25 protein-coding genes are annotated in these 20506 nt (G+C 64.4%); 16 read left to right on the top strand and 9 right to left on the bottom strand.

Features of this window, described 5'->3' with window-relative positions; translation table 11 throughout:
• The first annotated feature begins 33 nt into the window (after nucleotides 1-33).
• From GGQ98_RS10170 to GGQ98_RS10155, 4 genes are read left to right on the top strand one after another with little or no spacing between them, the layout of a single operon-like run.
• On the top strand, nucleotides 34-1926 hold the full coding sequence (locus tag GGQ98_RS10170; RefSeq protein ID WP_184068955.1) for a heme lyase CcmF/NrfE family subunit: 1893 nt from the start codon (nucleotides 34-36) through the stop codon (nucleotides 1924-1926).
• The gene (locus tag GGQ98_RS10165; RefSeq protein WP_341534185.1) at nucleotides 1923-2459 is read left to right on the top strand and encodes a DsbE family thiol:disulfide interchange protein; all 537 of its coding nucleotides are present in this window, start codon (nucleotides 1923-1925) and stop codon (nucleotides 2457-2459) included. The genes GGQ98_RS10170 and GGQ98_RS10165 overlap by 4 nt, the downstream gene beginning before the upstream one ends.
• On the top strand, nucleotides 2456-2827 hold the full coding sequence (locus tag GGQ98_RS10160; RefSeq protein WP_184068952.1) for a cytochrome c-type biogenesis protein: 372 nt from the start codon (nucleotides 2456-2458) through the stop codon (nucleotides 2825-2827). Before GGQ98_RS10165 ends, GGQ98_RS10160 begins: the two co-directional genes overlap by 4 nt.
• Nucleotides 2824-3495 (top strand): tetratricopeptide repeat protein, encoded by a 672-nt coding sequence (locus GGQ98_RS10155; RefSeq protein ID WP_184068950.1) that lies wholly within the window; start codon nucleotides 2824-2826, stop codon nucleotides 3493-3495. Before GGQ98_RS10160 ends, GGQ98_RS10155 begins: the two co-directional genes overlap by 4 nt.
• Before the next feature lie 17 nt (nucleotides 3496-3512).
• Here GGQ98_RS10155 and GGQ98_RS10150 read toward each other — a convergent pair whose 3' ends face one another.
• Nucleotides 3513-3671: a YdcH family protein gene (locus GGQ98_RS10150; RefSeq protein WP_184068946.1), complete on the bottom strand. Its 159-nt coding sequence runs from the start codon at nucleotides 3669-3671 to the stop codon at nucleotides 3513-3515.
• 245 nt (nucleotides 3672-3916) lie between these two features.
• Between GGQ98_RS10150 and GGQ98_RS10145 the strand changes: the two genes are divergently transcribed.
• The 3 genes from GGQ98_RS10145 to GGQ98_RS10135 all read left to right on the top strand — a co-directional run bounded on the left by GGQ98_RS10145 (nucleotide 3917) and on the right by GGQ98_RS10135 (nucleotide 5316).
• Nucleotides 3917-4114 (top strand): DUF465 domain-containing protein, encoded by a 198-nt coding sequence (locus GGQ98_RS10145; protein WP_184068943.1) that lies wholly within the window; start codon nucleotides 3917-3919, stop codon nucleotides 4112-4114.
• A 73-nt stretch (nucleotides 4115-4187) separates the two neighbouring features.
• Nucleotides 4188-4742: a tetratricopeptide repeat protein gene (locus GGQ98_RS10140; RefSeq protein WP_184068940.1), complete on the top strand. Its 555-nt coding sequence runs from the start codon at nucleotides 4188-4190 to the stop codon at nucleotides 4740-4742.
• Nucleotides 4743-4881: 139 nt separating this feature from the next.
• Nucleotides 4882-5316: a hemerythrin domain-containing protein gene (locus GGQ98_RS10135; protein ID WP_184068937.1), complete on the top strand. Its 435-nt coding sequence runs from the start codon at nucleotides 4882-4884 to the stop codon at nucleotides 5314-5316.
• Between the two features lie 21 nt (nucleotides 5317-5337).
• On the opposite strand, the gene GGQ98_RS10130 is transcribed toward GGQ98_RS10135, so the two are convergent.
• Complete coding sequence (locus tag GGQ98_RS10130; protein WP_184068934.1) at nucleotides 5338-5874, bottom strand: VOC family protein; 537 nt, start codon at nucleotides 5872-5874, stop codon at nucleotides 5338-5340.
• Nucleotides 5871-6422 (bottom strand): nuclear transport factor 2 family protein, encoded by a 552-nt coding sequence (locus GGQ98_RS10125; protein WP_184068932.1) that lies wholly within the window; start codon nucleotides 6420-6422, stop codon nucleotides 5871-5873. The genes GGQ98_RS10130 and GGQ98_RS10125 overlap by 4 nt, the downstream gene beginning before the upstream one ends.
• Before the next feature lie 121 nt (nucleotides 6423-6543).
• Here GGQ98_RS10125 and GGQ98_RS10120 point away from each other — a divergent pair, with 121 nt between their 5' ends.
• Complete coding sequence (locus GGQ98_RS10120; protein ID WP_184068929.1) at nucleotides 6544-7053, top strand: VOC family protein; 510 nt, start codon at nucleotides 6544-6546, stop codon at nucleotides 7051-7053.
• Here the strand turns inward: GGQ98_RS10120 and GGQ98_RS10115 are convergent.
• The 4 genes from GGQ98_RS10115 to GGQ98_RS10100 all read right to left on the bottom strand — a co-directional run bounded on the left by GGQ98_RS10115 (nucleotide 7026) and on the right by GGQ98_RS10100 (nucleotide 10877).
• On the bottom strand, nucleotides 7026-7931 hold the full coding sequence (locus GGQ98_RS10115; protein ID WP_184068926.1) for an SDR family oxidoreductase: 906 nt from the start codon (nucleotides 7929-7931) through the stop codon (nucleotides 7026-7028). The two genes, GGQ98_RS10120 and GGQ98_RS10115, sit on opposite strands and share 28 nt — an antisense overlap.
• Nucleotides 7932-8127: 196 nt before the next feature.
• Nucleotides 8128-9279 (bottom strand): thiolase, encoded by a 1152-nt coding sequence (locus tag GGQ98_RS10110; RefSeq protein ID WP_184068924.1) that lies wholly within the window; start codon nucleotides 9277-9279, stop codon nucleotides 8128-8130.
• Between the two features lie 10 nt (nucleotides 9280-9289).
• Nucleotides 9290-9658, bottom strand: a complete 369-nt coding sequence (locus GGQ98_RS10105; protein WP_184068921.1) for a Zn-ribbon domain-containing OB-fold protein — start codon at nucleotides 9656-9658, stop codon at nucleotides 9290-9292.
• A complete protein-coding gene (locus GGQ98_RS10100; RefSeq protein ID WP_184068918.1) occupies nucleotides 9645-10877 on the bottom strand; it encodes a CaiB/BaiF CoA transferase family protein in 1233 nt (410 codons plus the stop codon). The genes GGQ98_RS10105 and GGQ98_RS10100 overlap by 14 nt, the downstream gene beginning before the upstream one ends.
• 77 nt (nucleotides 10878-10954) lie before the next feature.
• On the opposite strand from GGQ98_RS10100, the gene GGQ98_RS10095 reads away from it, so the two are divergent.
• Entirely contained in the window at nucleotides 10955-11686 is a 732-nt protein-coding gene (locus GGQ98_RS10095; protein WP_184068915.1) for a ThuA domain-containing protein, read from the top strand.
• Here the strand turns inward: GGQ98_RS10095 and GGQ98_RS10090 are convergent.
• Entirely contained in the window at nucleotides 11678-12346 is a 669-nt protein-coding gene (locus tag GGQ98_RS10090; RefSeq protein ID WP_184068912.1) for a TetR/AcrR family transcriptional regulator, read from the bottom strand. The two genes, GGQ98_RS10095 and GGQ98_RS10090, sit on opposite strands and share 9 nt — an antisense overlap.
• Before the next feature lie 277 nt (nucleotides 12347-12623).
• Between GGQ98_RS10090 and GGQ98_RS10085 the strand changes: the two genes are divergently transcribed.
• From GGQ98_RS10085 to GGQ98_RS10055, 7 genes are read left to right on the top strand one after another with little or no spacing between them, the layout of a single operon-like run.
• Nucleotides 12624-13385 carry an SDR family NAD(P)-dependent oxidoreductase gene (locus GGQ98_RS10085; RefSeq protein WP_184068910.1) on the top strand — a complete coding sequence of 254 codons (762 nt, stop codon included), beginning with the start codon at nucleotides 12624-12626 and terminating at the stop codon, nucleotides 13383-13385.
• A 27-nt stretch (nucleotides 13386-13412) separates the two neighbouring features.
• The gene (locus GGQ98_RS10080; RefSeq protein ID WP_184068906.1) at nucleotides 13413-14747 is read left to right on the top strand and encodes an aromatic ring-hydroxylating oxygenase subunit alpha; all 1335 of its coding nucleotides are present in this window, start codon (nucleotides 13413-13415) and stop codon (nucleotides 14745-14747) included.
• A 50-nt stretch (nucleotides 14748-14797) separates the two neighbouring features.
• Entirely contained in the window at nucleotides 14798-15769 is a 972-nt protein-coding gene (locus GGQ98_RS10075) for a thiamine pyrophosphate-dependent dehydrogenase E1 component subunit alpha (protein WP_184068903.1), read from the top strand.
• A gap of 13 nt (nucleotides 15770-15782) precedes the next feature.
• Nucleotides 15783-16793, top strand: a complete 1011-nt coding sequence (locus GGQ98_RS10070; RefSeq protein WP_341534184.1) for an alpha-ketoacid dehydrogenase subunit beta — start codon at nucleotides 15783-15785, stop codon at nucleotides 16791-16793.
• An 11-nt stretch (nucleotides 16794-16804) separates the two neighbouring features.
• On the top strand, nucleotides 16805-18193 hold the full coding sequence (locus tag GGQ98_RS10065) for a 2-oxo acid dehydrogenase subunit E2 (protein ID WP_184068900.1): 1389 nt from the start codon (nucleotides 16805-16807) through the stop codon (nucleotides 18191-18193).
• Between the two features lie 35 nt (nucleotides 18194-18228).
• Nucleotides 18229-19389 (top strand): acyl-CoA dehydrogenase family protein, encoded by a 1161-nt coding sequence (locus tag GGQ98_RS10060; protein ID WP_184068897.1) that lies wholly within the window; start codon nucleotides 18229-18231, stop codon nucleotides 19387-19389.
• Between the two features lie 8 nt (nucleotides 19390-19397).
• Nucleotides 19398-20036, top strand: a complete 639-nt coding sequence (locus GGQ98_RS10055) for an FMN-dependent NADH-azoreductase (RefSeq protein WP_341534183.1) — start codon at nucleotides 19398-19400, stop codon at nucleotides 20034-20036.
• On the opposite strand, the gene GGQ98_RS10050 is transcribed toward GGQ98_RS10055, so the two are convergent.
• On the bottom strand, nucleotides 19982-20491 hold the full coding sequence (locus GGQ98_RS10050) for a MaoC/PaaZ C-terminal domain-containing protein (RefSeq protein ID WP_184068891.1): 510 nt from the start codon (nucleotides 20489-20491) through the stop codon (nucleotides 19982-19984). The two genes, GGQ98_RS10055 and GGQ98_RS10050, sit on opposite strands and share 55 nt — an antisense overlap.
• Nucleotides 20492-20506 lie beyond the last annotated feature (15 nt).

Genomic DNA, 20506 nt, shown 5'->3' with positions numbered 1-20506 from the left:
TCCCCGGCCCTCTCCCCGGCGGGGAGAGGGGGTATGATACCGGAGATCGGGCATGCCGCGCTGTGGCTGGCTGCGGGGCTTGCGCTGGCGCAGGCGCTTGCGGGGTTTCGCGCCGACGGGGGCCGCATCGCCGTGCCCGCCGCGCTGGCGCAGGGCGCGCTCTGCGCCGTCGCGTTCGCGGCGCTGACGTGGGCGTTCCTGAAGTCTGATTTTTCGGTCGCGCTCGTCGCGGGCAACAGCCACACCGCAAAGCCCGAGCTTTACAAGTGGACGGGCGTGTGGGCGAACCACGAAGGCTCCATGCTGCTGTGGGTTGCCGTGCTGGCCGTTTTCGGCGCGCTGGCGGCGCTGCGCGCAAAGAGCCTGGGCGAGCGGTTCCGCACGGTGATGCTCTCCGCGCAGGGGTTCATCGCGATCGGCTTCTATGCGTATCTGCTGATCGCATCCAACCCGTTCGCGCGCATCGTGCCCGCGCCGGTGGAGGGCTCCGGCCTGAACCCGCTGCTGCAGGATCCCGGCCTCGCGTTCCATCCGCCGCTTCTCTACATCGGCTATGTCGGGCTTTCGGTGACCTTCTCGTTCGCGGTGGCGGCGCTGGTGCTCGACAAGGTGACGCCCGAATGGGCGCGCGCGGTGAAGCCGTGGGTGCTCGGCGCGTGGAGCTTTCTGACCGCAGGCATCACGCTCGGCAGCTTCTGGGCCTATTACGAACTCGGCTGGGGCGGCTGGTGGTTCTGGGATCCGGTGGAAAACGCTTCGCTGATGCCCTGGCTCGCGGCGACGGCGCTGTTCCACTCGGTGGGGGTGCTCGCGGCGCGCGGCGCGCTCAAGAACTGGACGCTGCTGCTCGCGGTGGTCGCCTTCTCGCTCAGCATGGTCGGTACGTTCATCGTGCGCTCCGGGCTGCTGACATCGGTGCATGCCTTCGCGGTCGATCCCGAGCGGGGCGTGTTCCTGCTGATCCTGCTGGCGATCTACGTGGGCGGCGCGCTGGCGCTCTATGCGCTGCGTGCGGGCACGGTGACGGCGGGCGCGCCGTTCCGGCCGGTGAGCCGCGAGGGCAGCCTTGTCGTCAACAACCTGATCCTTTCGGCGGTGCTGGGCGTCGTGTTTCTCGGCACGCTCTACCCGCTGCTGCTGGAGGCCGTGACGGGCGATCAGGTTTCGGTCGGGCCGCCGTATTTCGAAACCGCGCTGCTGCCGCTGCTGCTGCCGCTCGTCGCGCTGATGGCGGCGGGGCCGCTGATGCGCTGGCGGACGATGGACTGGGCGGGGCTGGGACGGCGGCTGGTGCCCGCGCTCGTGCTCGGTATCGCGGCGATCGGCGTTGCGCTCGCGCTCGGCATGCGGAGTCCGCTCGCGCTGGCGGGCGTGGCGCTTTCAGCCTGGCTCGCCGCGGCGAGCGTGATGATTTTCCGGGGGCGCAAGCTGAAGCGCATCCGGCTGATCCCGGCAAGCGTGTGGGGCACGTCGATCGCGCACCTCGGCGTCGCGGTGGCCACGCTCGGCATCGCGGCAAGCGGCGCGGGCGGCATCGAAACGCTGGCGAACCTTGCGCCGGGCGGGAGGCTGAGCGCCGGCGCATATACCGCGCAGGTCGATGATATCATGCCCGCAGCCGGGCCGAACTATACCGCGATCCGCGCCGTTATCAGCGTGACCGGACCGGGCGGCGCCACGGTTCTGATGCCCGAGCGGCGCACGTTTGTAAGTCCCTCCAACGAGACCACGGAAACCGACATCTGGCCGCGCCTTACCGGCAATCTCTATGCGGTGCTCGGGCCCGGCGACGGCAGCGGGCGCTGGCAGGTGCGGCTGGTGTGGCAGCCGATGATCGCGCTGATCTGGATCGGGGGCATGATGGCGGCGCTCGGCGGGCTGATCGCAATGCGGCAGGGGCGCAGACGGCAGGAGGCGTTCGCATGATGCTGAGACGCGCGGCGCTGATCGTGCCGCTCCTGATGTTCCTGGGTTTCGTGGCGCTCGCCGTCTACCGGATGGGCGAGCCGCCGGAGCGCGTGATCGTATCGAAGATGGTCGGCAAGCCGGTGCCCGCAATGGATCTTGTCGGCGCGGACGAACTGCACCCCGGCCTGAACGACGGCGATCTTCGGCATGGCACCGTAACGCTGGTCAACCTGTTCGCGAGCTGGTGCGCGCCCTGCAGGATCGAAGCGCCGCAACTGAAAGAACTCGCCGACAAGGGCGTCGTGATCCACGGCATCGCCGTGCGCGACACGCCGGAAGACATCGCGGCGTTCCTGAACGACCACGGCGACCCGTTTCGCCGCATCGGCATGGACCCGAACAGCAAGGCGGTGCTGAGCCTCGGCGCGTCGGGCCTGCCCGAGACGTTCCTGATCGACGGCAAGGGCATCATCCGCAAGCAGTATATCGGCCAGATCCGCCCCGAGCAGGTGGCGGAAATCCTGAAGGATATCGAGGAGGCGCGGCGATGAGGGTGCTGCTTCCGCTGGCGTTTCTCGCGCTCACCGCCGCCGCCGAGGGGCCGCCCCTGGCGCCTGCGCAGGAGGCGGAGGCGCGCGCATTGATGCACGAACTGCGCTGCCTCGTCTGCCAGCACCAGTCGATCGCCGACAGCGACGCCGACATGGCCGCCGACATGCGCGCCGTCGTGCGCGACAGGATCGCGGCGGGCGAGAACCCTGCGCAGGTGAAGGCGTATCTCGTGAGCCGCTACGGCGACTATGTGACGTTCGATCCGCCGAAAACCGGCGCGAACCTCGTGCTGTGGGCCGCGCCGCTGCTGTTCCTCGCGATCGGCGGCGTCGCCGTGTGGCGGCTTTATCGGAGGAAAGGCGCATGAGCGGCTGGATCGCCGTCGCCCTGCTGACGCTGCTGACGGGGGCGGCGCTGTGGCGGATGAAGATGCCGCTGCTGCCGGTCGGCTTCGCGCTCGCAGTTGGCCTTGCAGGCTATCTGCTGACGAGCAACCCCGCGCTGCCGAGCAAGCCCGCGCCGCCGCGTGCCATCGACGCCAATGCGGCGCCGCAGCTGGAAATCGCGCGCAAGCGGCTGCTGCAGAACACGGGCGATGTCGGGGCGTGGCTGATGTTCGCCGACATCCTGAGCCACGAGGGCAAGACCGCGCAAGCTGTGGAAGGGTTGAGCCTTGCCGCGAAGGCGATGCCGGATGTGCCTGATCTGTGGGTGGGTCTCGGCAATGCGCTGACGCGCCATGCTGACGGCTTTGTCACACCCGCGGCGCGGCTCGCGTTCGGACGGGCCTCTGAAATCGATCCGACGCATCCGGGGCCCTACTACTTCCTCGGCCTCGCCTGGCTGCAGGCGGGCGAACCGGACGAGGCGCTGAAGGTGTGGCAGGATCTGTACGCGCGCAGCCCCGAAGACGCACCCTACCGGCCGGAACTCGAACGGCTGATGCGCGGCGCCCGCGCGATGATGGCGGCAGGCATCGACGGTGGCCGCTTTCCGGGCGCCGACGACAATGCGCCGGCGCTCGAACAGCGTTAGATCGGAAATCGCGGCTTTTAACGGATGCCGGTTATCGCTTCCTTCAGCCGCAATTTTTCCTTTTTCCATTGTGCAATGAGAAGTTCGTCGGGCAAGGGTCGGTGGACTTCCTGATCGATCTGGCTTTCAAGGTTGGCGTGTTTTTCCGAAAGCGCAGCCCGGTGTGCATCGACCATAGTCCGTTCTCCTTTGCTCTGAGGTGCATCAGGATGATCGAGTGGACCATATTTCGAAGCGCTTGTCAGGGGGGAAGCGGTGAAGTGCGCATTTACCACAATCTATGGTGAGCCGACGCGGCCCATCCGCAGAATCTGGGCGGCATATCGCAGTCGTATCGAAACGACTCGCAGCGCGCGCACGCACGCTTATGGTGGCGGCATGATCAGACGACTCGTGAACCGGCGCCCGGAGTGCACACATCGTGGATGAAAGCGATGCAAGGGCCCGCCTCCAGGCTCTGTTCGAAGAGCACCGCGATCTCGATGCCGCCATCGATGCGATCCGTGCGCTGCCGAGCAGCGACCAGCTCCAGCTCGCCCGCATGAAGAAGCGCAAGCTGCGCCTGAAGGACGAAATCGAGATGCTGCGGGATCAACTCCAGCCCGATATCATCGCCTGAAACCGATTGCTGCGCGAAGCCGCGTTCGGGTGTAGACTGGGCCGCATCGTTTCCCTGATCGGGAGGTGCCGTCATGACGAAGACGCTGTGGTTTGCGGCCGCTCTTGCCGCGCTCCCCGCCGCCGGGACCGCCGACGCCGCAGTAACCATCCTGGGCGACGGCTATGCCAGAAAATGCTATGAAGCCGCCGAGTTCAACCGCGCCGGGCGCGCTGCGTTTGCGGACTGCGACCTCGCGCTGAAATTCGACAAGCTCTCCAAATCCGAACGCGCGGCGACGCACGTGAATCGCGGGGTTCTGTTCATGCAGGGCCGCGATTACGCGAATGCGATCGCCGACTACGATACGGCGCTCGGCATCGATGTCGATCTTGCCGAAGCCTATGTGAACAAGGGCATTGCGGTGCTGCATCGCGGCGGCGGCGAGACGCTTGCGGTGGATCTGTTGTCGCGTGGACTCGCGCTGACGCCGAACCGGCCCGAAATCGCGCTCTACGCGCGCGGCGTCGCGCACGAAAAGCTCGGGCAGGTGCGCGCAGCCTACGACGACTACCGGCAGGCGGCGGCGCTGAAACCCGACTGGGCGGAGCCTGCGAACGAACTGACCCGCTTCAAGGTGGTGGAATAGCGGATTCGAAAGCGTTCCGATCGACCGCGAGGTGCTCGATGAGAACGTCGAGCGGCGGCTCGCATCGTCGGCATTTTTCGCGAACCGCAGGGCGTGACATTAAGCGGATCGCAACGTGTCTCGCCGATCCTGCGCGCCTATGGACATACAGACGCTCAGGAAGCAGCACGACGAGATCGGGAAGGTCTCCGAGGGCCTGATCAACGCGGTGATAGCGCGCGACCGTCTGGAGGTTGCGAAGTGCCGCTGGTGGCTGGCGCGCGTGCTGATCGCGCACCTCGCGGTCGAGGACAAGTGGCTCTATCCCGCGCTCATTCGCGACGGCTCCGCGCGGACCTCGACGATGGCGGCGGACTTCCAGCGCGAGATGGGCGGGCTCGCCGCGGCGTTCAACGCCTACATGCTGGACTGGACGGAAGACCGCATCACGAACGAATGGGAAGCGTTCCAGACCGCCACGTGGGCTCTGGTGGAAGCACTCGATCTGCGCGTGCGGCGCGAAAACATCGAACTTTACCCGCTCGCCGAGGCAGAGCGGACGACGGCGCAGCCGACGGCGCGAACCGCCTCCTGAAGCCTCGCGCGGACGGCGGACTTATCCCCGGTTCAGTTCACGCATGAGGGTTGCCGGATCGCCGTCCCAGCGCTGGGCAGCCTTGCGCACGCCTGCGAAGAACGCCTGAATGGCAGGCTTGTCCTCGACGATCTCGACCATGTGGCCGAGCGCGGCGGATGTGTCGATATAGGCGTAGCGCATGTCGCCGAAGCGCCCGTCGGCACCGATCTCGAAGCCCTGATCGGTATAATGCGCCACCGCCGCATCGAAATCGGCGGCGATCATCGCGACGTGGTGCAGCCCAGTGGCGCCCGGCGCTATCGTGTCCCGGTAAACCGAAGGGCCGTCATCGTGCTGCTCGACCAGCTCGATCTGGAATTCGCCGGATTGCGCGACGGCTGTGGAAAATCGCGTGCTGGAGGGATTGCCCCGGTGTCGCGGCGCATCGAGCGCAAGGTTGCGGTTGACCAGAAACGGCCCCACGCCGAGCGACGCATGCCAGCGGCGCGCGGCCTCTTCGAGATTGGGGACCACCCAGGCGAACTGGATGATATCGGGCCGGAAACCATGGGTCATGAGCGGCCTCGCGATTTTTCATAAGCGATCCAGCTGGGCAGACGTTCGGGGAAGTCCGCCGGCTTCGGTTCGTCGTACGCGCGGTTCCGGTCCGGCGTGCGCAGAATGTCCGGGTATTCGCTGACCGGCACGTAATAGAGGAAGTTTATGACCCGGTCGGCGAATTTCCAGCCGTCCTCGGTGCTGCGATACACATCGTCGTAACGGAGGGCGGTGACCATCATTTGGCCGCGCCGCCAGAGTTCGGCATGGCCGGAGACGCGGCCGCGCGCCGTGGTTTTGTCGTCGCCGAAATCGATCTGAACATCGTGCATGAAATGATGGCCCGGACCCAGAACGTCGAACCGGCCGTGGAACTGCTCCACGATCGCCTCCACGCCCACGGCGTTCATCACGCCGTCGGCGGATCGCAGCGTGGCATCATCGGTAAACAGACTTGGCACCCGTTCCATCAAGCGGTCGTCGAGGTAGAAGCAATAACGTGCGACGAGTTGGCGGATCTGCGATTCTGCTTCCAGCCGCGTGAGGCGGTCTTCCAGAGCCTGCATTCATGCTCTCCATCATATCGAAGCGACTATTGCTCTTCTCCGGCAATGGGTCAATAAAAACAGGCAAGACTGTTTTTAATAAGCGCGGTTCGCGTGCTCGCGCTGTGCGGGGAGACGTTCAATGATTCGCGGTTTTCATCATGTCGCCGTGTCGACGCCGGATCTCGAACGCTTCGTCGATCATTATGAGCGCTGGTTCGGCTTCGTGCGGGTCGCGGACGGGGGATGGGAGGCCGACAACGAGAGGATCGGCCGCATGGTGCAGCTGCCCGGATCGTCGGCGCGCTATGCGATGATCCGGCTCGGCAGCTTCTACATGGAGGTGTTCCAGTATCTCGACCCGGTCGGGACGCGGTTCGAGCGGCGCATGTGCGATCCGGGGCTCATCCATATCTGCCTGTATGTCGACGACGCCTGGGCGGAATATGAGCGGCTCTCCGCGCTGGGAATGGCGTTCCACTGCCCGCCGGGGGGATCGGGCACGCTGCTCGCCACCTACGGCCGCGACTGCGACGGCAATGTCGTCGAACTGCTGCAGGTGATCGCCGAGGACAACCCGTTCCCGTTTCAGGACAAAGGCGCGCCCGCCGCGCCTGACGCGGCTCAGGCGGCGCCGTCCTCGCTGAAATAATCGGGCATCCCGGCGGGCCATATCACGCCCCACTGCGCCTGACCGCCATCGAGAACGAGCAGGTCGCCGTTGATGAAGCGCGCGGCGGGCGAGGCGAGGTAGGCGATGGCTTCGGCCACATCCCAGGCGTCGCCCCGCATCTTCATGGGGTTGGCCTTGTGGAAGCGTTTCAGCGCTTCTTCCGGGTACATGTAGAAGCCTTCGGTTTCGATCACGCCCGGGCCGATGCAGTTGATGCGGATCTGGAAGGGCGCCCATTCGGTCGCCAGTGTTTTGGACAGGTAGATCACGCCGGCGCGGGCCGCGCAGGTGTGGGCGGCCTGCGGCATGCCGCGTTCCACGTTGGCGACGATGTTGACGATGTTGCCGGGCTGGCCTTTCTCGCGCCAGACTTTCGCGGCCTCCTGCATCATCCACCAGCTGCCGTTGAGATTGGTGTCGATGACCGCCAGCCAGCCTTTTCGGCTGAAATCGATAGCGTCCTGCGGGAACTGACCCCCGGCATTGTTGACGAGCGTGTCGAGCCCTCCGAGCTGCGCGTGGACATCGGCGATGAGCGCCTCGACAGCCTCGGGATCGCGGATGTTCGTCGACTGGGTGTGGATTTCCACGCCCGTGGCCTTGTGGATCTCGTCACGAACGAGTTCGAGCTTGTCTTCGCTGCGTCCGCAAATGGCGACTTTGGCGCCCAGGCGTGCGGCGAGGAATGCCGCGGCCTTGCCCAGACCGCTGCCGCCGCCGCTGATGAGGACTTTCTGGCCCTGGAGCAGATCAGGACGATACACGGTTTCGCGAACAGCGAGGTCATCCGACGTCAATCCCCGCTTCGGGCGGTCGGGATCGTTCGGGTCGGGCTTAAAAATCTTCGGTTGGGCCATGCCCGCTCCTTCGCCTGTACACACGATCTTGCATGTCCCGTTCCTGAGGTTCCGGATGCGGGCGGGCAGCGCGATCGGGGATCACTCTACCCAAGCAAACATTAAAAACAATCATGAATGCCTTTATTTCATTCTCGATCGGCGATTATCTTTGCATTTCAATGCATAGCTTACAGCATTTACATGCATTGTTTGCTCAGAGTGTTTCAAGCGAACCCAGAATGACCGTCGCCTGACTCGACAAGGTGCCGCCGTTGCCGTGCGCCAACGCCGTTGAGACGCCTTCGATCTGATTGGCGGCCTCTCCGCGTATCTGCCTTGCCGCTTCGACAATGGCGAAGAGCCCGTACATGCCGGGGTGGCAGCACGACAGGCCGCCGCCGTTGGTGTTCACGGGCAGACTCCCGCCCGGCGCAATCGCGCCATTCTCGACGAACCGCCCGCCTTCGCCCTTCGGGCAGAAGCCGAGGTCTTCGAGGAACAGGATCGTGTTGATCGTGAAGGCATCGTAGAGTTGCACGACATCGATATCGGCAGGGCCGAGACCGGCCATCGCGTAGGCGCGCGGACCGGATTCGGCGGCGGCGGTGACGGTGACGTCCTGCGCCTGCGATATCGCGTTCCACCATGTCGCGGCGGCCCCGCCGAGCACGGGAACGGCGGGCTTGGGCGCATGGCGCGCGCGGTCGGTGCGGGTCATGACGATCGCCGCCGCGCCGTCGGTGACGAGGCAGCAATCCTTTACGGAGAGCGGACTGCTGATGACGCGGGCCGCAAGGCACTCCTCTATCGTCAAAGGCCCCTGCATGAAGGCTTCCGGATTTCCGTCCGCCCACCGTCTCGCTGCGACGGCGACTTCGGCGAGCTGGGCGCGTGTCGTGCCGTAATCATGCATGTGCCGCGCGGCCGCGAGCGCATAGGAGGAAACGGGGAAGACCGGACGATACGGCGCCTCCCAGCGGTTGTTCTTGAACGGTGTGGCGAGTTTGCCTCCGGCGGTGCGCTGGTTCGAGCCGTAAGCGATCAGCGCGACATCGATGTACCCTGCTGAAAGCGCGAGCGCCGCGGTTATCATGTGGCTCATGAACGCGGAGCCGCCCGTTCGGTTGTTGTCGGTAAAGCGGGGCTGGATGCCCAGGTATTCGGCGACCGACAGGCCCGCGAAAAAATCGTCCGGCAGGCAGACGAAAAGCCCGTCGACATCTTCGAGACGCAACCCGGCGTCTGCGACCGCGAGCAGCGACGCCTTGGCGGCCAGTTCCATCGATGTGTATCCGGGCGCTTCGCCGATCCCGAAGGTCGAAAGGCCGGAGATTGCGGTTGCGCCTCTTGGAAAGCTGCCGCCCATCAGGATCTCCTCAGACCGGATCGAACACGAGAATGGGGGTTCCATCCTCTTGCGCCACGCGGGATTTCACCCGCATGCCGATATGCACCGCTTCCGCATCGACGCCTTCGACGCGGCTCATCAGCCGGGGGCCTTCGTCTAGGTCGATAAGCGCGACATGGTAGGGATCGGCAGGCGGCTTGCGGCCGATGACGGTGACGGAATAGACGGTTCCCGTGCCCATCGCCTCGATCCATTCGAGATCGGTTTCGCCGGTGCCGGGCTCCATCACGCGCGGCGGAAAGATACGCGTGCCTGTCGATTGCGCGCGCTGGAGCAGGAAGCGTCCCTCGGCAAGCGCGGCCGTCCACACGGCTTCCGGCGCGTCATTGCTGGCCATCGTGCTCCTCCATCTTCGGCATGATCGCCGCGCCGCTTTCCATGAGTGCCTCGATCTCGGCGTCGGTGAAGCCGCCTTCGGTGAGGACATCCCTGCTGTCCGCGCCGAGCGCCGGTCCCGCATCGCCGATCGCGCCGGGCGTTTCGGAAAAATGCGTCGGAATTCCGGGAAACCGGAGCTTGCCGTCCTGCGTGTCCCGCTCTTCCCAGAAGCCGGTCTCCATCAGGTGGGGATCGTGCAGAAGGTCGGTCAGCGTGGCGATCTGCGTGGCGGGGATTTCGGCCTTTCGAAGCAGGTCCAGCCATTCATCGGTCGTGCGTCCCTCGATCACGGTCGCCAGTTTCGCGAGGACGGTGGTGATGTTCTCGGTGCGGCTGCGCATCGATGCGAACATGGGGTCGCGTGACCAGTCCGGGTTGCCGAGCACGTCGAAGAACGCCCGCCAGTGCTTGTCGTTGTAGATCATCACGCCGATGTAGCCGTCGCTGGTGCGATAGGGGCGGCGCGATTCAGACGTTGCCCGCACGTATTCGGGCGGTCCGAGCGGCGGTTCGAAAATCGATCCGCAGAGATGTTCGACCATCGCAAACGAGACCAGCGTCTCGAACATCGGCACTTCGATTTCCTGGCCAAGCCCCGTGCGTTCACGGGCGAACAGCGCCGCGATGATCGCGTAGGTTCCGGTCAGCCCTGCGACCTTGTCCGCAACGACGGTGCTGAGATAGGTCGGCACGCCGTTCGACAGGCGCGCCTGAAGATCGACGAGGCCCGATGCGGCCTGAACGATGTCGTCGTAGGCGGGATAGTCGCGGTAGGGGCCGTTGCGTCCGAAGCCGTAGAGATTGGCGTAGACGATCCGGGGGTTCGCCGCGCGCAGTGCCTTGTAGTCGAGGCCGAGGCGGCCGATGGCCTGGGCGCGCATCGAATGCACAAAGACGTCGGCATTTGCCGCAAGCTTCAGCAGGACTTCGCGCGCGGCGGGCTGCTTGAGATCGAGCGCGAGACTGCGCTTGCCGCGATTGACGTTCAGAAACATGCCGCCGCGCGCCGGATCGTGGCCCGGCGGAAGATAACGGGTGGTGTCGCCCGCAGGCCCTTCGATCTTGATGACGTCCGCGCCCAGATCGGCGAAGATCTGGGTTGCGTAGGGGCCCATCAGAACGCTGGTCAGATCCAGAATCCTGACCCCTTGCAGCGGGCCTTGTCCACGACCTCTCATAGTGTTTCTCCGGGGCTTGCAATGCGGCGCCGCCGCCATAGGCTCGTGCGCATGCATGTGCGTAAGGGACGGGAACGATGAAGGCTCATCTGGTTGCGGCGGGGAAATATCACGATATCGATTTCGCGCGTCTGGAACTGCTGAAACTGCTCGCCGAGCACCCGCAAATCCGCACCTCGGTCGCTTCGGATTATTCCGACACGGACCGGATCGAAGCCGCCGATCTGCTGATTACCTACACCTGCGATCTGGTGCCGACGACGGAGCAGACCGAGGTGCTGCGGGCGTTTCTGGAGCGCGGCGGTCGCTGGCTTGCGCTTCACGGCACCAATTCGATTCTTCGCATTGCCGACGACGGTATCGTCGACACGCCGGACGATACACCCGATTTCATGGCGCTTGTCGGAACCCGTTTCACCGCGCATCCGCCCATCGAACCCTTCAAGGTTTTCGTCACCCGCCCCGACCATCCGCTGACCGAAGGGCTGCGCGATTTCCGTATCGAGGACGAACTCTACCTCAGCCGCCGCACGGCCGAGATCGACGTTTTGCTTCACACCAGTTTCACCGGACAGTGTTCCGAATTCCGCGATGCGGACTGGAACGAGCCGCAGGTTCCCGTCCTTTACGAGCGCAAGCTCGGACAAGGCGCGGTGCTTTACCTGACCTTGGGTCACTGCCGCGGTCATTACGACATGCTCCCTGCCACGAAGTTCTGGCCCCATCCGCAGCGCTGCGGATGGAATTACCCGGTCTTCTACGAATTGCTCCGCCGCGGCGTGCGGTGGGGCATGCCCGGCCTAGCTTGACGCCTTTGCGAGGGCCGGGTTCATTGCACGAATCTGGTTTTCCAGAAGTTCCAGCATAGGCTCCACCATCTCCGGATCGGTCGCACCCGTCTGAACATTGATGGCGAGGCCTTCCAGAAGGTTCTGCGACAGGGCCATGGCGAGATCGAACTGCTTGCGATGGTGCGCCCATTCCGGGAACAGCGAGAACGCCGTCGCCATGTAGCGCTCCCGAAATTCGACCTGCAGCGGATTCAGCATGCGCGCCAGATCGGCATGCGTCCGTGCCGCCAGCGCAAGTTCATGAAACGCGATGAAGGCGGGCTTCTGAATCTGTTGCCAGTACGTGCGCACCAGCGTGGTCGGGTCGCCGTGCCCCGTATCGGCGGCGCGGCGGAAAGCGCGAAGGCGCTTTTCGTGAAGCTCGATGATGGCCGCCTTGATGAGTGCCGCACCATTTTCAAAGTGATGCAGCATGGCGCCCCGCGACAGGCCGGCTTCGTTGGCGATCTGCGGCGTCGTGGTGTTGGAGTAGCCGTTCTTGACGATGCAGCGGATCGTGGCTTCCACCAGTCTCATGCGCGTCTGGCCGCTCTTGAGCGACTGAAGCGTCGGCGCCCCGGAAGCGTCGGCCTTTGATTTGCGTCGGGCCGTGGCGGATCGGACAGCAGCTAAAGCCATGGTATGCGGCGTTCCTTTCCGTTAGACAGGTGTGATTTTTTTACACCGGAGCCTTGCGGCGGATATATCGTTATCCTGCCACTAGACAAGGGGAAATTGCAACCTTCGGGCGCACAAATGAAAACAGTCATGCATGTTTTTTGCTTGCCAATGTGCAGGGCTTGGTTCAAAAGTCTGAGCAAGCAGGCGGCGCAACCTCTCGGCTATGGTGGAATGCGCGCGATCTGTGGACGGCGCTGCGAAAATCGTTGCGAAACTAAAGTTTAAGGAGGCGGGGATGGATCTGGGGCTGCAAGGCAAGAAGGCAATTCTGGTTGGCGCGGCCCGCGGCATCGGCATGGCGACCGCCGAGGCGCTTGCGCGCGAAGGCTGCGACATCGCCATCGCCGCCCGTTCCGAGGACGGCGTGAAAGACGCGGTCGCGAACCTGCGCAAGTACGGCACCAACGTCGTCGGCAAGGCCGTCAACGTAAAGAAAGCCGATGATTACAAGGATTGGCTGGCCTGGGCGATCGAGGCGCTGGACGGCTGCGACATCCTGATTCCGATCACGTCGGCGGGCGGCGGCATGGGCAGCGAGAAATACTGGCAGAATGCCTTCGAGGTCGACGTGATGGGCCCGGTTCGCGCTGTCGAGGCGGTGCTGCCGACCATGACGGAGAAGGGTGGCGGCGCGATCGTGCTGATCGCCACGACCTCTGCCGGAGAGGCTATGGGCGGGCCGCAGGCGTACAACGCCATGAAGGCGTCGCTTGTCACGTGGGGCAAACAGCTTGCGCTGTTCCACGGCAAGGACGGGATTCGCGTCAACGTCGTTTCGCCGGGTCCGGTGGAGTTCGAGGGCGGCAACTGGGACATGATCAAGGGCACGATGGAAAAATTCTATCAGTCGCAGCTGCGCCAGCAGCCGCTCGGACGCCTGGGAACACCCGAGGAGATCGCCCGCTGCATCGTTTTCCTCGCCAGCCCGGCGGCAAGCTGGTGCAACGGATCGCATCTCGTCGTTGATGGCGGCTTCACCAACCGCACGCATTTCTAGACAATAGAGGGTTCCGGGGATCGGATCATGCCGGACGTCAAGCGCCAGATTGAGGTCATTCGCGTCAATCCGCAGGATTGGCCGGAGGGTACGCCTGCCTGGAAGGCGGAAGACCCCGACCTTGGCCATGACATCATCCCGGCAGAGCGATACACCACCGAAGCGTTCATGAAGCTGGAGTGGGAGCGGATCTGGACCAAGGTCTGGCTGCTGGGCGGGCGCTGCGACGATATGCCGGAACCGGGCGATTACATCTGCACGGAAATCGGCAAGGAATCGGTGCTGATCGTGCGCCAGCCGGATCTCTCGGTGCGTGCGTTCCCCAATGTCTGCCTGCATCGCGGCAACCGGCTCCGCCCCGAAGGGCTCGGCAATGTCGAGCATTTCCGCTGCCTGTACCATCACTGGACCTACGGTCTGGATGGACGCATCGAGCGAATTCCCGATCTCGACACGTTTCCGCAGGGCTGCCCTCCCGGCGCGTCCCTGCAGCGCTATCCCTGCGCGGAATGGGGCGGGTTCGTCTGGTATTCGCTCAATCCCGACGTCGAGCCGCTGGAGCAGTATCTCGATCCGATGCCGCAGCATCTCGGTCCCTATCATATGGAACGCATGGCGTGGGCGCGCGACATCACGGTCGAGTGGGATTGCAACTGGAAGGCCAGCGTCGATGCCTTCAGCGAGACGTACCACGTGCAGGGCATTCACCCGCAGCTTCAGTGGTATCTCGATGATGTGAACGTCCAGATCGATTGCTACGAAAAGCACAATCGCTATCTGGTGCCGTTCGCCGCGATCAGTCCGCGAGTTGCGCTGCCGTCCGCAATTCCGCCGGCGATTTACGAGGTGATGGTGAAGGCGGGCATGGACCCGGCGGAATATGAAGGGCGCACCAGCGATATCCGCCGCGACGTCCAGCTGTTCAAGCGCAAGCACGGCGCGGCGCAGGGCAAGGACTATTCGGAGCTGAACGACGACCAGCTGACCGACGACTATCATTATACGATCTTCCCCAACGTATCCATGAACGTGCATGCCGATGACGTGATGCTGTTCCGGCAGCGTCCGCACGCGACCGACCCGAACAAGATGCTCTACGACATCTGGCTGTTCGAACTGGTGCCGGACGGAGAGGAATGGCCGGAGAGGCCCAAGCACAAGCGCTTCAAACACGGCGACCGCTCGATCGGGCAGGTGCTGGATCAGGACGCGTACAATCTGCCGACCGTGCAGAAGGGCATGCATTCGGATGCGTTCAAGGGCTTGTGGGTCGGCGACCAGGAGCTGCGCATTCGGCATTTCCACAAGGTTCTCGACGATTACATCTATGGGCCGGGCGGCAAAACACCCGGCGATATCTGACATACGGACGAAAAAATGATCCTTCCAGGCGGAAGGGCGGGAGAATGAAGATGCAGCTTTCGAGGGATGATCTGCTTGGCGCCTATCGCCGGATGGCGACGATCCGCCAGTTCGAGGAACGGCTGCACGACGAGATCAAGACCGGCGAGATTGCCGGTTTCACGCATCTTTACTGCGGCCAGGAAGCGGCTGCCGTGGGGGTTTGCGATCATCTCGCGGTCGAGGATTTCATTGTTTCCACGCACCGCGGCCACGGGCACTGCATCGCCAAGGGCTGCGACGTGAAGGGGATGATGAAGGAAATCTACGGCCGCAGGGACGGGCTCTGTAAAGGGCGCGGCGGGTCCATGCATATCGCGGACCTTTCGCTGGGCATGCTGGGGGCGAACGGGATCGTCGGCGCCGGTGCGCCGCAAGCGGTCGGCGCTGCGATCGCCGCCAAGCTGGACGGAAACGGCCATGTCGCGATCGCCTTTTCCGGTGACGGCGCCTGCAACCAGGGGACGACGTTCGAGGCCATGAACCTTGCGGTCGTCGTCAAGGCGCCTGCCATTTTCGTATTCGAGAACAACCACTATTCCGAACACACCGGCGTCGATTATGCGGTCGGCACGAACAAGGACATCGCCAGCCGCGCGGAAGCGTTCGGCATGAAAGCCTGGCGCGCCAACGGCTCCGACTATTTCGACACGTATGAGACCATGCGGGAACTCCTCGATTACGTCCGCGCGGGCAACGGTCCGGCGGCGATCGAGCTGGATACGGAGCGGTTCTACGGCCACTTCGAGGGCGATCCGCAGCGCTATCGCGGGCCCGGCGAGCTGGACCGGATCCGCGAGGAGCGCGACTGTCTGAAGGCGTTTCGTGCGCGCGTGGGCGATGCGGGTCTGCTCGATCTTGCTGAGTTGGACGCCATCGATGCGGAGGTCGCGCAGCTGATCGACGAGGCCGTGAGCGAGGCGCGGGCGGCACCGCCGCCCGATCCGGAAAGCGTCGCCAAAGACGTCTACGTGGATTATTGAGGGGGGATCGGCCGTGGCAATCATGAATATCCGCGAGGCGATCAACCGCACGCTTCACGCTGAAATGGAACGCGATTCCAATATTATCGTGCTCGGCGAGGACGTCGTCGGCGGTGCCGGAACGGCCGGTGGCCAGGAAGCGATCGGCGGCATCTGGGGAACCACCGGGGGGCTCTACGCGAAGTTCGGCGCGGGCCGTGTCATCGATACGCCGATTTCGGAAAGCGCCATCATCGGCGCGGCGGCGGGCGCGGCGCTTGCCGGCAAGCGGCCGGTCGCGGAACTGATGTTCGCGGACTTCATCGGCGTCAGCCTCGACCAGCTCTGGAACCAGATGGCGAAGTTTCGCTACATGTTCGGCGGCAAGACGAAATGCCCGGCCGTGGTGCGGATGATCTACGGCGCGGGCATGAACGCGGCGGCGCAGCACAGCCAGTCGGTCTATGCGCTGTTGACCGCGATGCCGGGTCTGAAGGTGGTGCTTCCCGCCACGCCCGCCGACGCCAAGGGGCTGCTCACCGAGGCGCTGCGCGGCGATGACCCTGTGATGTTCATGGAACACAAGACGCTCTACGGCGTGAAGGGCGAGGTTCCCGACGGCGAGTATCGCCAGCGCTTCGGCGAGGCGCGTGTCGTGCGCGAAGGCGGCGACGTGACCATCGTGGCGTGCGGACGCATGGTCGGGTTTGCCGAAAAGACATGCGACAAGCTGGCGGCCGAAGGCATCGGCGCCGATCTGCTCGACCTTCGGACGACGAGTCCGCTTGACGAGGAAGCCATTCTCGATTCGGTCGAGGAGACGGGACGGCTGGTCATCGTGGACGAAAGCCCGCCGCGCTGCAGCCTGGCCGCCGACATTGCCGCCATCGTCGCATCCAAGGCGTTCACGAGCCTGAAGGCGCCGCCGGCGATGGTCACGGGGCCGCATTCGCCGATCCCGTACGCGCGCGAACTCGAACGCGCCTGGGTGCCGTCTCCGCAAAAGATCGAGGACGCGGTTCGCCACGTTCTCGCATTCCGCTGAGGGGCGGGGCCATGGCAACGCTCAAGGCCTTCACGATGCCGAAATGGGGCATCGAAATGAGTGAGGGAACCATCTCGGAATGGATGGTGGGAGAGAACGAACCCTTTACGAAGGGCGCGGTCCTCACGCTCGTTGAAACCGACAAGATCACCAACGAGATCGAGGCGGAAGCGGCCGGGCGTTTCGTGCGCATACTCGCCGAGGCGGGCGGCACCTATCCGGTCGGCGCGCTGCTGGCGGTGCTGTCGGACGGCGAGGCCGCAGCGGCGGACATCGACGCCTTCGTTGCGAATTTCAAACAGGCCGATACGAGCTTCGAGCCCGACGCAGGCGCCGCCGATGCGAAGGCACCGCCCGCTGCTGCTCCGCCACCCCCCGCCGCGCCTGAAATTCCCGCAGGGATCGCCATCAGCCCGGTCGCATTGACACGCGCGGCCGCAGCCGGTGTCGATGTTGCGACGATCAAGGGCTCCGGTCCGGGCGGGCGGATCACGGCGCAGGATATCGATCAGGTTGTGCGGCCGGTTGCGTCGAATACACTCGCCGGGCCATATCCGCTCAGCCCCGATACGGACGTTTTCGCATCGCCGATGGCGAAGCGGCTCTCTGTCCTTCACGACGTGCCGCTCGCCGGAATTTCCGGCACCGGCGCGCGCGGGCGCGTTCGCAAGGCGGATGTCCTCGCGCAAATTCAGCCTGTGGCGCCTCAGGCCACCGTAGTTGCGCCGCCGGTATCAGGCGTGACGGTAAACGCGATGTCGTCGATGCGGCGGACCATCGCGCGCCGGTTGACCGAATCCAAGGCGACGATTCCGCATTTCTATATTCGGCGCAGGGTGCGGGCGGACCGGCTGCTGGCGCTGCGGGCGGCGGTGCAGGGGCAGCGTCCCAGCGTCAACGATTACCTCATCAGGGCGTGCGCGCTTGCGCTGATGGAAGTGCCGCAGGTGAACATTCAGGTCCACGGCAACGATATTCACCGGTTCGAATCGGCCGATATCGCCGTCGCCGTCGCCACCGAAAAGGGGCTCGTCACGCCCATCGTGACGCGCGCCGACGAACGCAGCATCGTCGACATATCGGCCGCGATGCAGGCGCTGGCGCAGCGGGCGAAGGCGGGCAAGCTCAAACCCGAAGAATTCACCGGGGGCAGCTTTTCGCTTTCCAACCTCGGCGGGTTCGGGGTCGAGCAATTCGATGCGATCATCAATCCGCCGCAGGGTGCGATCCTTGCCGTCGGCACCGCGCGGCCGGAACCGATAGACGACGACGGGGCCATTCGTATCGTGCCGGTTCTGCATCTGTCGCTGTCGTGCGATCACCGCGCGATCGACGGTGCCGACGGCGGACGTTTCATGGCGGCGCTCGCAAATCTGATCGAGCGACCCGAACTGCTTTAGCGTCAGGAGGCGCTGGCGCCCTGGGGAGACATATCATGGATTTCAGACTGAGTTCCGAGCAGGAGCAGCTACGCGCTGCCGCCCGCGCGTTCGCACGTGCGGAACTGCCCGCCATCGCCGCCGAACTGGAGCGCGACAACAAACCGCCGAGCCACGATCTCGTGCGCCGGTATGCGGAGATGGGTTTCCTCGGCATCAACATTCCCGCTGACCTTGGTGGGCTCGGCCTCGGCAATGTCGAGGCGCTGATCGTGCTTGAGGAATTCGCGAAGATTTCGTCCGCCGTCGCCTTCCCGATCTTCGAATCGTCGGTGGGGCCGGTGCGCGCCATCGAACACTTCGCGTCCGACGCGCTGAAGGCGCGCGTCGTTCCTGCCGTCTGCCGGGGCGAGATGCAGGTTGCCGTATCGATGTCGGAGCCCGACGCCGGTTCGGCGCTGACCGATCTGAAAACGCGCGGCGAGATTCGCGGCGACAAGGTGATCCTGAACGGCATCAAGCGCTGGTGCTCGGGCGGCGGTCATGCCGACGGCTATGTCGTGTATTGCAGACTTTCGGACGACCCCGGTGCAAAAGCCATCGGTGCCGTGCTCGTGGAAAAGGATACCCCGGGTCTCACATTCGGTTCCAACGAGCAGCTGATGGGCTTTCGCGGCGTGCCGTCGTCCGATCTTTATTTCGATGATTGCGAGGTTCCGGCCGAAAACATCGTCGTTGCCGCCGGCGGCTTCAAGAAGCTGATGGAGGCGTTCGATCTGGAACGCTGCGGCAACGCCACGATGGCGCTCGGGCAGGCGTCGGGCGCGCTAGAGGATGTTTCCGAATACGTGCAGGAGCGCAAGCAGTTCGGCAAGCCGATCGCGGATTTCCAGGCGGTTCAGATCAAGCTCGCCGAGATGCACATGAAGTGCGAGGCGGCGCGGCTGCTGATCTGGCGCGCGGCGGCGAACGCGCAGGACGGGCTCCCGTCCATCCTCGACAGTTCGACGGCGAAATGCTTCGCGAATTCCATCGCCCGCGAAGTGACGGGCGACGCGATGCAGTTGATGGGCGCATACGGCTATTCCAAGGAGTTCCCGATGGAACGCCGCCTGCGCGACAGCTGGGGATGGGGGATCGCGGGCGGGGCGATCGATATCCAGAAGGTGAACATCGCCGGAGCCATGCTGGGGCGCCGGTTCGACCAGCGCCGCTGAGCGGTATCGTGACACGCCGCCTTATTCACATAAACGCCAGCCCGCGCGGCAATCGCTCGCGTTCGGCCATGGTGGCGCGTCACCTTCTGGAACGCCTCGACGACGTGGCGGTCGAGACGCTCGATCTCGATACGGTGGACTTGCCTGCGCTCGCTGGTGAAACCATTGAGGGCCGCTATGCGCTGCTTGCCGGAGAGGACGTGGCGGGCGAGATCGCGGCGGACTGGGACCGCATCCGCGACATGGCTGCGCATTTCCTCGCCTTCGACGGTTGGCTGATCAGCACGCCTGCGTGGAACTTCGGCGTGCCTTACCGCCTGAAGCATTACATCGATGTGATTACGCAGCCGGGCATGGCGTTTTCAGCCGACGCGAACGGAAATGTCATCGGCCACGCCGCGCACGGCTTCGCGATCATTGTGGCCGCAGGGGCGCTCGATACGCGTCCAGAAGGACCGATGGCATCGCTCGATCACCAGGCGGCTTATCTTCAGCAATGGTTGGGATTCATCGGGGTCGGCGATGTTCACACCATCCGCGTCATGCCGACCTTCGGCTCCGAAGATGTCGTCGAGGCCGCGATGCGGCAGGCTTATGTCGAAGCCGGGTCGCTAACCGAGCGTCTTTCGCGCGCGGCGCGCGTGTAGACGAGGTTGATGCTGGTGAACGTCACCGCCTCGGTTCCATCCTGCGTGACGACGGCGTAACGCGTCAGCGCGGTGCCCCGGTCGTCGCGACTCGCAGACGGCTTCAGTTCGACGATCCGGGACGTGACGTGGATCACATCGCCCGCACGGATCGCGCGGCGCAGGCGCAGCTCATCCCACCCCACGCCGCAGACGAAATCGATGTCGCTGTTGATTTCGTGATCGAGTTGCCGCCACATCGCCAGCACATGAATGCCGCTCGCGACGACCTCGCCGAAAACCGATTCGCGCGCCAGTTCGCTATCGGCATGAAACCACTGCGGATCATAGGTGCGGGCGAACGCGAGAATTTCGTCCTGCGTGACGACGCGTTCGCGTGATTTGCGAAATTCGCCGACGACGAGATCCTCGAAGGCCCGGTGAGGCTTCACGACTGTAAATCCGGCGGACGTCATGACTCTTTCCAATCG

It is taken from the genome of Sphingosinicella soli, from assembly GCF_014199685.1.
GTDB classification, from domain to species: domain Bacteria; phylum Pseudomonadota; class Alphaproteobacteria; order Sphingomonadales; family Sphingomonadaceae; genus Sphingosinicella; species Sphingosinicella soli.
This window is presented reverse-complemented; position numbering and strand designations above follow the sequence as displayed.

What these genes read in the sequence shown, in the direction of transcription:
- GGQ98_RS10170 (WP_184068955.1), top strand. Translation starts at nt 34, where the DNA reads ATGATACCGGAGATCGGGCATGCCGCGCTGTGGCTGGCTGCGGGGCTT.
- GGQ98_RS10165 (WP_341534185.1), top strand. Translation starts at nt 1,923, where the DNA reads ATGATGCTGAGACGCGCGGCGCTGATCGTGCCGCTCCTGATGTTCCTG.
- GGQ98_RS10160 (WP_184068952.1), top strand. Translation starts at nt 2,456, where the DNA reads ATGAGGGTGCTGCTTCCGCTGGCGTTTCTCGCGCTCACCGCCGCCGCC.
- GGQ98_RS10155 (WP_184068950.1), top strand. Translation starts at nt 2,824, where the DNA reads ATGAGCGGCTGGATCGCCGTCGCCCTGCTGACGCTGCTGACGGGGGCG.
- GGQ98_RS10150 (WP_184068946.1), bottom strand. Translation starts at nt 3,671, where the DNA reads ATGGTCGATGCACACCGGGCTGCGCTTTCGGAAAAACACGCCAACCTT.
- GGQ98_RS10140 (WP_184068940.1), top strand. Translation starts at nt 4,188, where the DNA reads ATGACGAAGACGCTGTGGTTTGCGGCCGCTCTTGCCGCGCTCCCCGCC.
- GGQ98_RS10135 (WP_184068937.1), top strand. Translation starts at nt 4,882, where the DNA reads ATGGACATACAGACGCTCAGGAAGCAGCACGACGAGATCGGGAAGGTC.
- GGQ98_RS10130 (WP_184068934.1), bottom strand. Translation starts at nt 5,874, where the DNA reads ATGACCCATGGTTTCCGGCCCGATATCATCCAGTTCGCCTGGGTGGTC.
- GGQ98_RS10125 (WP_184068932.1), bottom strand. Translation starts at nt 6,422, where the DNA reads ATGCAGGCTCTGGAAGACCGCCTCACGCGGCTGGAAGCAGAATCGCAG.
- GGQ98_RS10120 (WP_184068929.1), top strand. Translation starts at nt 6,544, where the DNA reads ATGATTCGCGGTTTTCATCATGTCGCCGTGTCGACGCCGGATCTCGAA.
- GGQ98_RS10115 (WP_184068926.1), bottom strand. Translation starts at nt 7,931, where the DNA reads ATGGCCCAACCGAAGATTTTTAAGCCCGACCCGAACGATCCCGACCGC.
- GGQ98_RS10110 (WP_184068924.1), bottom strand. Translation starts at nt 9,279, where the DNA reads ATGGGCGGCAGCTTTCCAAGAGGCGCAACCGCAATCTCCGGCCTTTCG.
- GGQ98_RS10105 (WP_184068921.1), bottom strand. Translation starts at nt 9,658, where the DNA reads ATGGCCAGCAATGACGCGCCGGAAGCCGTGTGGACGGCCGCGCTTGCC.
- GGQ98_RS10100 (WP_184068918.1), bottom strand. Translation starts at nt 10,877, where the DNA reads ATGAGAGGTCGTGGACAAGGCCCGCTGCAAGGGGTCAGGATTCTGGAT.
- GGQ98_RS10095 (WP_184068915.1), top strand. Translation starts at nt 10,955, where the DNA reads ATGAAGGCTCATCTGGTTGCGGCGGGGAAATATCACGATATCGATTTC.
- GGQ98_RS10090 (WP_184068912.1), bottom strand. Translation starts at nt 12,346, where the DNA reads ATGGCTTTAGCTGCTGTCCGATCCGCCACGGCCCGACGCAAATCAAAG.
- GGQ98_RS10085 (WP_184068910.1), top strand. Translation starts at nt 12,624, where the DNA reads ATGGATCTGGGGCTGCAAGGCAAGAAGGCAATTCTGGTTGGCGCGGCC.
- GGQ98_RS10080 (WP_184068906.1), top strand. Translation starts at nt 13,413, where the DNA reads ATGCCGGACGTCAAGCGCCAGATTGAGGTCATTCGCGTCAATCCGCAG.
- GGQ98_RS10075 (WP_184068903.1), top strand. Translation starts at nt 14,798, where the DNA reads ATGCAGCTTTCGAGGGATGATCTGCTTGGCGCCTATCGCCGGATGGCG.
- GGQ98_RS10065 (WP_184068900.1), top strand. Translation starts at nt 16,805, where the DNA reads ATGGCAACGCTCAAGGCCTTCACGATGCCGAAATGGGGCATCGAAATG.
- GGQ98_RS10060 (WP_184068897.1), top strand. Translation starts at nt 18,229, where the DNA reads ATGGATTTCAGACTGAGTTCCGAGCAGGAGCAGCTACGCGCTGCCGCC.
- GGQ98_RS10050 (WP_184068891.1), bottom strand. Translation starts at nt 20,491, where the DNA reads ATGACGTCCGCCGGATTTACAGTCGTGAAGCCTCACCGGGCCTTCGAG.